The following is a 9,101-nucleotide window of genomic DNA, read 5'->3' as shown; positions in this document are numbered from 1 at the left end:
GTCTAGTGTCAACTAATGAATATATAAGCTAACTATTGTAATAATTACGGGTTTATCGTACGATGGTATTAATAAGCAACTGATTTATATGCAGATGTAGGGGACTTTTACGATGAGCGATTTAGGTAACAAAGAAATTATGGCCCAAAATATCCAACGACTGATGGATAAACGCGGTATAGACAGAAATAAAATTTGTACCGATTTAGGTTTTAAATATACTACCTTTACTGATTGGGTTAAAGGCAATACCTACCCAAGAATTGATAAAATAGAAATGATGGCCAACTACTTTGGTGTTTCAAAATCGGACCTTGTGGAGCATTATGACGAAAATAAGCCTTGTTACGCTAATCCAGAGATAGCACAATTTGCTCAAGCCCTACAGAGCAGTCCCTATGCCAATAATCTCATCACGTCTATTACAGATCTTTCAGAAGAAGAAATGGCAGAAACCTTAAAGTATATTGATTTTTTAAAGTCTAAACGAAATACCTAAAATGAAATACCTAAAACGAAAAAAGAACTCACAAACGTGAGTTCTTTTTATTTGGTGGACCACCAGGGGTTCGAACCCTGGACACCCTGATTAAGAGTCAGGTGCTCTGCCAGCTGAGCTAGTGGTCCATGACATGACTAATTATATGCCTCTTTTATAGGAATGTAAAGAATATTTATTACATTCCTATAAAACATATGCATTAATATTGTAACACCCAATCTTTCATGGTATTACAAGCCTCTGTAGGGAGTAAATCACTCGTTCCTACGCAGTCTTCACCACTATATAGTTGAAGTACACTATGAGTACGGCTTACCTCTTTGACAACGACATTCGTTAAGTCAGTCTTAGGTACACTAAATTGCAAACCGTAACGGCCAAAATAGGTAAATACAGCCTTTGCAGTATCGTACTCTATATGGACTTGAAGCATTTTGCCACCAGGCCAGCATGATTCAATATTTACTTTTGATCTTGGTTTCAGAAAATCAAAAAAGCCCATACTACCCTCCGATGCGCCACATTGGGCGTTCTGGTTGATCCATTCCCATTCCATCATGTCGTTCTTGTTTTCTTTGTAAAGCACGCTCAATATGCTCAGCTAACGCCTCCGGTGTTGCACCATTCCGCACAAGAGACACTAAATCAGCCTCATCATCACGCAGTAAACATAAGCGCATTTGACCATCTGATGTGAGTCGAACGCGATTACATGTGTCGCAATAACTATGAGACATAGAGAAAATAAAGCCTACTGCCTTACCACTTGGCAATGCTAAATACGTAGCAGGACCAAAGCCATAAACAGAGTGAACCTCTGTAAGAGGGCCTCCACTCACCCGTTCCAATAGAGTCTTCCACTCATCAAAGGGTGGACCATGGAACGCATCACCTTGGAACGGCATGTATTCAATGAAACGCCATACAACAGGCCATTTTTCTACATACTGTAATAAGGATTTAACTTCATCATCAGACCAATGACGAGATAATACCGTATTGATCTTCACTGACTTAAAGTTAGCATTAATAGCACTGCGAATGCCATCGAGAACGGACTCAAGTTGACCATCCTTACCTACACAAGTAGCAAAGGCTTCACTCTCAAGAGAGTCCAAACTGATATTCACGCGATTTAAGCCTAATCTTTTCAACCGTTGAGCACGAGATGATAATAGACTACCATTAGTAGTCATAGAAATATCTTCAAACCAGCCCGTATCCTTAATACGTCCTAACAGTTCTTCAATATGAGGATATAACAATGGTTCACCACCTGTGAGGCGCACAGCTTTCACACCAATACGATGGAATGCCTCTAAGATGGTCATCCATTCATCAACAGATAATAGTTGTGTTTGACTTTGAGGCGTAATTTCTGCTGGTCGGCAATAGGGACAACAGAAATTACACGCATCTGTCAAAGACAGACGTACATATTCAATTGTACGGCCCCATGCGTCCTTCATAACACACCTCGTTTACCAATACAAAATTATTTAATAATAGATACTTCATCACCTACGTGAATAGTACCGTTTTTAAGAACCTTACCAAAAATGCCTTGTGTCGGCATAATGCAAGAACCAACTTGTTTCATGATTTCACAACCATGGTGACATTCCTTACCGATTTGTGTGATTTCAAGAATAACGTCTTTACCAACTTGAAGTTGTGTACCTACTGCTAATTCATACAGTACCATACCTTCAACGGTGATATTTTCAGCGAAATCACCAGGCTTTACGTCCGCCCCTTGAGCACGCATGTGATCGATACTTGCAATGCCAAGCAAGCTGATTTGACGGTGCCAATTGCCTGCATGTGCATCACCTTCCATACCATGATCTACGATAAGATTTGCGGATTCAATATTATGTTTCTTTTGCCCTTTTTTCTCACTAATGGAGATAGCAATAATTTTTCCCTCTGCCATGTAGCCCTTCCCTTCTTATGGGAACATACCATATATACATAACTTTATATAAACATTTAATTGCAAACATAGACTTGTGATTCTCATTTTGGTGAAAGCATCACAAAATACTTTTACAATTATCTATATATTATAACATAGTATTCTTACATTTTCCCTGTGAATTTAATCACTAAAAAAAGAACTCTATTCTCAACGAATAGAGTTCTCATTTTTATAATTTAGCGGCGACCCATTTCCTTGAATTCATCACCATGGTTAACACCATTTAATAATAGATTAAGCAAAATCGCTGTAATACTACCAAAGGTAATACCAGATTTTAAAATAATTTGTGCCCAATCAGGGAAATTAGCGTAAAAGTTTGGTGCCGCAATTGGAATCATAGCCACCCCAATACTAATGGCTACAAGCATCAAGTTATGGTTGCCCTCAAAACTAACTTTACCTAGAGAACGGATACCACTGGCAACAATCATGCCAAACATGGCAATACCAGCACCACCTAGCACTGCATTAGGAATACTTGCTACGATAGCAGCTAGTTTAGGGAATAAGCCTAATAAGATTAAAATTACCCCAGAAGCAGCAACAACAAAACGGCTTTTAACACCTGTTACAGCAATAAGACCTACGTTTTGAGCAAATGCTGTATAGGGGAAGCTGTTAAGAATACCGCCGATAACAGTAGAAATGCCATCAGCGCGAATAATAGATGCTAATTCTTTACGACCGATCGGCTTATCTACGATTTCACCGATTGCAATACTATCTCCTGTGGTTTCTACCATAACAACGAGCATAACAATAATCATAGATAGTACAGATGCCCAGTCAAAAGTTGGTATACCAAAATAGAAAGGCTCTATGAATGCAATCCATTGGGATCGACCAACTTCATCAAAATTAGCTACTCCAAGAGCAAATGCAATAGCAGTACCTGCAATTAAACCAATCAACACGGACAGGTTACTTAAGAAACCATTAGCAAACTTATATACAAAGACAACAATTAAGAAGGTAAGGAATCCTAAGCCAATATTTGTAAAACTACCAAACTCTGGATTACCTACGCCCCCACCCATCCAGTTAATAGCTACAGGCATTAAATTAATACCAATTAAAGTAATAATAGTACCCGTTACAACAGGTGGGAATAAACGAATCAGACGACTAAAGAATGGAGCTACTAAGAATGTAAATAAACCTGCCACTATGATAGCACCATAAATGGCTGTCATTCCGTGTTGTGCCCCGATCATCGCCATAGGACCGACAGATGCAAAGGTAACACCTTGAATCATAGGGATACGACCACCAATATTACCAATGCCTAATGTTTGGATTAATGTGGCAATACCACAAGTAAACAAGTCAGCTGTAATAAGGCGAATCAAATCCTCCATAGGTAAATTCATAGCCTGTGCCACAATAATCGGTACGGCTACAGCCCCTGCATACATGGCAAGTACATGCTGTAAACCAAAGGCAAATAGCTGCGGTATGGGCAACATACTATCGACCGTATTCATTTGTTTTTGATCTGTCATAATGTCTCCTACATAAAACTTCGAAATATTACCCGTTTATTTTACACTATCGTTCGGATTTTAACAATATAAAAAAGAGAATCTATTATTTTATATATCATAATAGATTCTCTATACATTATTTTCCGAACTTTTAACAACTATAGGAATATGTAATTCATCGTTTACAACAAAGGACGTATTATAAACAGATTATTATAAAAGAATATTGTAATAGCTTTTATTATTTGTATAAGCCTATAATAGCCGCTTCTTTAATATCAAGATCTTGTTCAATAGCATTCATCTTGGCCGTCACCTCTGCCACAAAGGATTCATCTTTAATGCCAGATAAATTGATACGCACATTTAAAAACGCTGCTTTTACCGCCGCACGGGCATTAATGGCCGCAATAATACCATCTGTAATAAGATTTTGATTACCTTTTTTAGATGCAATTTCCGCTAAATCAAAGATTTGATACGCTAATTCACCGATTTCAAAAGGCACCATAGCCGCGTCTTTATAAGCTTGCTGAATCGCCGCAGTGCGCGTAGCTTTTTCTTCATCAGTAGCTTTTGGTAAACCTAAGGCATTCATAAAGATATTAAATACATCCGCATCAGCTTGGGACAATTCGAGCATACGATTACGGATTGCTTCGGCCTTACCTTGAAGTTCTTCCATTTCAGACTGAACCGCTTCATAGCCTTTTTTTCCAAAGGTTAAGTTCGCCACCATTTCAGCTAATGCTGCACCAGTTGCGGCAGTTAATGCTGCAATAGCACCACCACCTGGTGTCGGCTCTTTAGACGCCGTAGCCGCTACAAAATCTATTACACGTTGTTCTACTAATTTCATAACAAGACCTCATGTAAAAGCGATAACAAGATATCCTTGTTATCGCTTTGTAATTACTATAAAAATATACAGATAAAAATAATATACACAACTAGTTAGAGTAGACACTATCAATATGTACCTAAGAAAATATCTAATGTAAAAAGTTTATATTAAAATAAGCCTTTAATCGTACCGTCTGCTTCAATATCCATATTAAGCGCTGCAGGACGTTTAGGAAGGCCAGGCATAACCATTACATCACCAGTACGGCATACAATAAAGCCGGCACCATTGGCAACACGAATATCGGATACCGTAATAGTAAATCCTTTTGGTGCACCAAGTAAAGCTGGATTATCAGATAAGGAATATTGTGTTTTTGCCATACATACAGGCAATCGATCTAGCCCCCAATCTGTTAATTGTTTGATTTGTTTTTTAGCTTTATCAGTAAAGATAACGCCATCGCCACCGTAAATAGTTTTAACGATTTTATTAACTTTATCTTCTAAGCTATCTTCTAGATTATATACAAATTTAGGTGTTGGTTTAGGACCTTCAAGCAGTTCTACGACCTTTTTAGCCATATCAGTGCCGCCTTCGCCGCCCTTTTCCCAACATTCATTAAGTTCTACAGGTACGCCAAATTCATCGCAGAGACGAGTTAATTCAGCGATTTCCGCATCTGTATCGGTAGCAAATTTATTGATGGCTACTAGTACAGGTACGTTAAAGTAACGCATGTTTTCGATTGCTTTTTGCAAGTTGCTGAAACCTTTAGTAACAGCTTCAACATTTTCTGTATTAAGCTCTTGTTTTGGTACACCACCATGCATTTTAAGAGCCCGCAATGTAGCTACGATAACGATTGTATCAGGGAAAATATTGCCGTAACGACATTTAATGTCGAGGAACTTTTCAGCACCCAAGTCAGCACCAAAGCCAGCCTCTGTAACTACGATATCACCTAATTTAAGGCCCAGTTTTGTAGCTACGATGGAGTTACAACCATGCGCGATATTCGCAAACGGACCACCATGAACGATAGCTGGTGTATGTTCTAAGGTTTGTACGAGATTTGGTTTGATAGCATCTTTCATAAGAAGCGCCATCGCACCTTGGCAACCAAGTTGATGAACATAAACAGGCTCACCTGCTAAATTACAACCGATTACAATGCGACCAAAACGTTCTTTTAAATCTTCTAAATCTTTAGCTAAGCAAAGAATAGCCATGATTTCAGAAGCAACAGTAATCATGAAGTGATCTTCGCGAGGGAAACCACATACTTTACCACCAAGAGCAACCGTTACGTTACGAAGAGCACGGTCGTTCATATCTAGAACACGAGTCCAGGATAATTGACGCAAATCGATTTGCAACTCATTACCTTGATGGATATGGTTATCGATCATAGCGGACAACAAGTTATTTGCTGCTGTAATGGCATGCATATCACCTGTGAAGTGAAGGTTGATATCATCCATTGGTACTACTTGAGCATAACCGCCACCTGCGGCACCACCCTTAATCCCAAATACAGGGCCCAAGGATGGTTCACGCAATGTAGCAATCGCATTTTTGCCAATTTTTTGTAAGCCTTGCACGAGACCAATGCTCGTTGTAGACTTACCTTCCCCTGCTGGTGTCGGTGTAATGGCCGTAACTAACACCAATTTACCATCGGGCTTAGCTTCTAAACGGCGAATGGCATCAAAGGAAATCTTCGCTTTATAATGACCATATTGTTCAATATCATCAGGTGTTAAACCGCATTTATCGGCAATAACCTGAATCTTTTCCATTTTATTCTGTTGGGCAATCTCAATATCGCTTAACATAAAGCCTCCTCGGCACTATGGCCATCTCAAAACTATATAACAACTATAAACTTGCTATCTAATATTTAATATCTAATGTCCAATTATCCAATATTAAATGTCTACTGTAGATGTATATTTGTACAGCTACAGTAATCTATTATATATGAAAGTACATCTTATGTCTAATAGTTATGTCTAACAATTTTAGTACTTCATCTAATATATTACTCCTATTTAGGATATAACTAAATATATAAAAAGAGCCTAGCGCATACATTCATACGCTAGGCAATTATTATCTTAAAACAACTTAGAACGGGAATAGAATTGGCAATAATATAAGTGCCACGATACTAGATACCACAATAAGAGGTAAACCAGCTTTCACATAATCCATGAAGCTATAACCAGCTATGTTGTATACCATAGTGTTGGCAGGCATACCAATTGGTGTAGCATATGCCAAGGAACTTGCAATTACGATAGCTGCAAGAACAGCTTTAGGATCGAAGCCAAGTTGAGACGCAAGGCTAAGCCCGATAGGAACTAATAACGCACAAGTAGCTGTGTTAGACATAAAGTTTGTCATAAACACACCAAGCACAAAGATTACTACTAATACAACGATTGGAGATGGACTCGCGCCAAGACTATTAACGATAATGTCAGCAATCACACTACCAGTACCAGTTTTTACCATTGCATCACCGAGAGCCATGGAACCAGCAAAGAGCATAATTGTTTTCATATCGATAGATCTAACAGCTGCCGTTTCGCTAATAACATTAGTAGCTACTAACAGAAGCGCACCAATCCACGCACTTACATAGAGTTTTACGCCCAATTGTTTTTCAAAAATCATAGCAACAACTGTCAAAATCAATATGATCGCAGCAGTCCATTTCTTCCAAGATGGCACATGACTATAGTCATCATTACCTTCAAAAGCACCATCTGGTTGATGACTTGGAGCATCTGGTAAGAAACGTTTGCCAATTGTAGCATAGAAAATAGTACCAACGATTAGAATCGGCAAACCTACTAAACCATAATCAAAGAAGCCAAAAGAGCCTAAGCCGGCTTGTTGTAATCCCGCTTGCGCAATCATATTGCCAGGAGCGCCGATAAGAGAGATATTACCACCCATAGCCGCTGCAAATACGAGAGGCATCAACAATTTAGTTTGTTTAAAACCACTTTTTTTACAAATACCGATAATTACAGGAATCAGTACAGCAGCTGTACCAGTATTAGATAAGAAACCAGATAAAGTGCCTGTAATCATCATAACTGCAACGAGTAAAGATGTTTCAGTTTTAGCAAACTTATGAACTACATTACCTACACCTACGGCTACACCCGTTGCAAAGAAGGCTTCACCAATGACAAACATGCCCATAAACAGTAAGACGTTTGGATCTACAAAGCCAGCAAATGCTTCCTTAGCAGATAAAACCCCACTTAAATGTAAGCCTACAGCTACGACCATTGCCGTAATAGACAATGGAATTTTTTCCCACGCAAACATGACGATAGCAAACACCAAGAAGCCAAGGGTTATCATTACACTCGTATCCATATATACCTCCCTATACGTGTAATATACCTAAAAAAGGGTACAAAAAAGGAGGATTGTACAAAATCCGTATAATCCCCCTATTAAGTTGAATCTCACAATTCGATTATTTAATGAAGCTTACGTGTTTGTAGATTTCTTCTAACACTTCTTCTTTTTTCTCATTGTATTCTACTTTTTTATTTTCAAAGTAGTTATTGCCTTCTGCATCGATGGATACGATAAGTGGACCGAATTCTTTGACACGGCAAGTCCACAAGGTTTCAGGCATACCGAGTTCACGCCAGTTAGCAGATTCGATTTCCTCTACCTCTGTTGCGGCAAGCACCGCATTACCTGCAGGGAATACGCAGTGAAGTGCACCAAAGTCTTTACAAGCACGTGCTGTTTCAGGACCCATACCGCCTTTACCAACGATAAGGCGTACACCAGTTTGTTTTACAAATTCATACTCAAATTTTTCCATACGCATAGAAGTTGTAGGACCGACAGAAATCATTTCAAATTTATCGTCACCATGATCACGTACGATTGGGCCTGCATGCAAGATAGCACCATTGCGAACATCTACAGGTAATTCACGACCATATTCAACAAGACGACGATGAGCAACATCACGGCATGTTGTGATATGACCATTTAAATAAATAATATCCCCTGCTTTAATACCTTCTAAATCAGACGCTTGAATTGGTGTTGTCAAAATATGTTTAGCCATTAGAATGTCACTCCTTTGTGAGATAGAATTTCGTACTTACCGTCTTTGTCGAATACCATATGTCCACGACGATGATTCCAGCAGCCCACATTTACAGCTACAGAAATTACAGATGGATGACGAGAACCATGTTCGATATTTACGCCCATTACAGATTTGTCACCGCCCATACC

10 protein-coding genes and 1 tRNA gene are annotated in these 9,101 nt (G+C 38.8%); 1 reads left to right on the top strand and 10 read right to left on the bottom strand.

The genetic code is table 11. The features are described from left to right. Window positions 1–112 precede the first annotated feature (112 nt). A complete protein-coding gene (locus tag Q0F90_RS05045; RefSeq protein WP_296003936.1) occupies window positions 113–499 on the top strand; it encodes a helix-turn-helix transcriptional regulator in 387 nt (128 codons plus the stop codon). Between the two features lie 52 nt (window positions 500–551). Here Q0F90_RS05045 and Q0F90_RS05040 read toward each other — a convergent pair. From Q0F90_RS05040 to Q0F90_RS04995, 10 genes are all read right to left on the bottom strand, one after another. Further along, a tRNA-Lys gene (locus Q0F90_RS05040) sits at window positions 552–627 on the bottom strand. A 74-nt stretch (window positions 628–701) separates the two neighbouring features. After that, window positions 702–1,004 (bottom strand): hypothetical protein, encoded by a 303-nt coding sequence (locus tag Q0F90_RS05035; protein ID WP_296003933.1) that lies wholly within the window; start codon window positions 1,002–1,004, stop codon window positions 702–704. A gap of 1 nt (window position 1,005) precedes the next feature. Then, a complete protein-coding gene (gene moaA, locus Q0F90_RS05030) occupies window positions 1,006–1,971 on the bottom strand; it encodes a GTP 3',8-cyclase MoaA (protein ID WP_296003931.1) in 966 nt (321 codons plus the stop codon). Between the two features lie 26 nt (window positions 1,972–1,997). Continuing rightward, window positions 1,998–2,438, bottom strand: a complete 441-nt coding sequence (locus Q0F90_RS05025; RefSeq protein WP_009351261.1) for an MOSC domain-containing protein — start codon at window positions 2,436–2,438, stop codon at window positions 1,998–2,000. A gap of 221 nt (window positions 2,439–2,659) precedes the next feature. Further along, window positions 2,660–3,988 (bottom strand): nucleobase:cation symporter-2 family protein, encoded by a 1,329-nt coding sequence (locus tag Q0F90_RS05020; protein WP_296003929.1) that lies wholly within the window; start codon window positions 3,986–3,988, stop codon window positions 2,660–2,662. 223 nt (window positions 3,989–4,211) lie between these two features. Then, a complete protein-coding gene (locus Q0F90_RS05015; protein WP_296003927.1) occupies window positions 4,212–4,829 on the bottom strand; it encodes a cyclodeaminase/cyclohydrolase family protein in 618 nt (205 codons plus the stop codon). Between the two features lie 152 nt (window positions 4,830–4,981). Then, window positions 4,982–6,652 carry a formate--tetrahydrofolate ligase gene (locus tag Q0F90_RS05010; protein ID WP_296003925.1) on the bottom strand — a complete coding sequence of 557 codons (1,671 nt, stop codon included), beginning with the start codon at window positions 6,650–6,652 and terminating at the stop codon, window positions 4,982–4,984. Between the two features lie 292 nt (window positions 6,653–6,944). Then, window positions 6,945–8,213 carry an SLC13 family permease gene (locus Q0F90_RS05005; protein WP_296003923.1) on the bottom strand — a complete coding sequence of 423 codons (1,269 nt, stop codon included), beginning with the start codon at window positions 8,211–8,213 and terminating at the stop codon, window positions 6,945–6,947. A gap of 103 nt (window positions 8,214–8,316) precedes the next feature. Then, window positions 8,317–8,928 (bottom strand): L(+)-tartrate dehydratase subunit beta, encoded by a 612-nt coding sequence (ttdB, locus tag Q0F90_RS05000; RefSeq protein ID WP_296003922.1) that lies wholly within the window; start codon window positions 8,926–8,928, stop codon window positions 8,317–8,319. Then, a partial coding sequence (locus Q0F90_RS04995) for a fumarate hydratase (RefSeq protein WP_367113410.1) occupies window positions 8,928–9,101 on the bottom strand: 174 nt, incomplete at its 5' end. The genes Q0F90_RS04995 and ttdB, both read right to left, overlap by 1 nt.

Source organism: uncultured Veillonella sp. (genome assembly GCF_934190855.1).
GTDB lineage: Bacteria > Bacillota > Negativicutes > Veillonellales > Veillonellaceae > Veillonella.
The sequence above is the reverse complement of the archived record's forward strand: the minus strand, read 5'-3'. Positions and strand labels throughout refer to the sequence as shown.